The organism is Pseudomonas sp. NPDC085632 (assembly GCF_044541255.1).
GTDB lineage: Bacteria > Pseudomonadota > Gammaproteobacteria > Pseudomonadales > Pseudomonadaceae > Aquipseudomonas.
In genome coordinates, this window is record NZ_JBITSX010000074.1 from 1 (window position 1) to 744 (window position 744).

The 744-nt window shown below is 58.1% G+C and carries 1 protein-coding gene; it reads right to left on the bottom strand.

Annotation, left to right across the window (positions count from 1 at the left end; translation table 11 throughout):
- A partial coding sequence (locus tag ACIF4X_RS27915) for an ATP-binding protein (protein ID WP_397484546.1) occupies positions 1-732 on the bottom strand: 732 nt, incomplete at its 3' end.
- Between the last annotated feature and the right edge of the window lie 12 nt (positions 733-744).

The following is a 744-nucleotide window of genomic DNA, read 5'->3' on the forward strand; positions in this document are numbered from 1 at the left end:
GCCGTCTTCACGCTGGATGTTGAAGTGGAACACCTGGTTGACCGCAGTCTTGTTGGTGTTCAGGTATTCAACGAACGCACGCAGCCCGCCTTCGTATTTGAACAGCTCTTCCTTGCCGCTGCGCTCGTCCTTGAGGACGATGCCAACACCGGAGTTGAGGAAGGACAGTTCACGAATACGCTTGGCCAGGATGTCCCAGCTGAAGTGGATATTCTTGAAGGTGTCAGCCGAGGGCTTGAAGTGAATCTGGGTACCGGTGGTTTCGCTGTCGCCAACGATGGCCATCGGTGCCTGAGGCACGCCGTGGACGTAGGTCTGTTCCCAGATCTTGCCGCTGCGGCGAACGGTCAGAACCAGTTCTTCGGACAGTGCGTTCACTACCGACACACCTACACCGTGCAGGCCGCCGGATACTTTGTAGGAGTTGTCGTCGAACTTACCGCCAGCGTGGAGGACGGTCATGATGACCTCGGCGGCGGAAACGCCTTCCTCTTTGTGCACGTCTACCGGGATGCCACGGCCGTTGTCTTTAACGGTGATGGACTCATCCGGGTGGATGATGATGCTGATGTCGTCGCAGTGGCCGGCGAGGGCTTCGTCGATCGAGTTGTCGACCACCTCGAACACCATGTGGTGCAGACCGCTGCCATCGTCGGTGTCACCAATGTACATACCGGGACGTTTGCGTACGGCATCCACCGCCAATACGGCATGGGCATCGGCTTCTACCAAGGCGAAACCCTC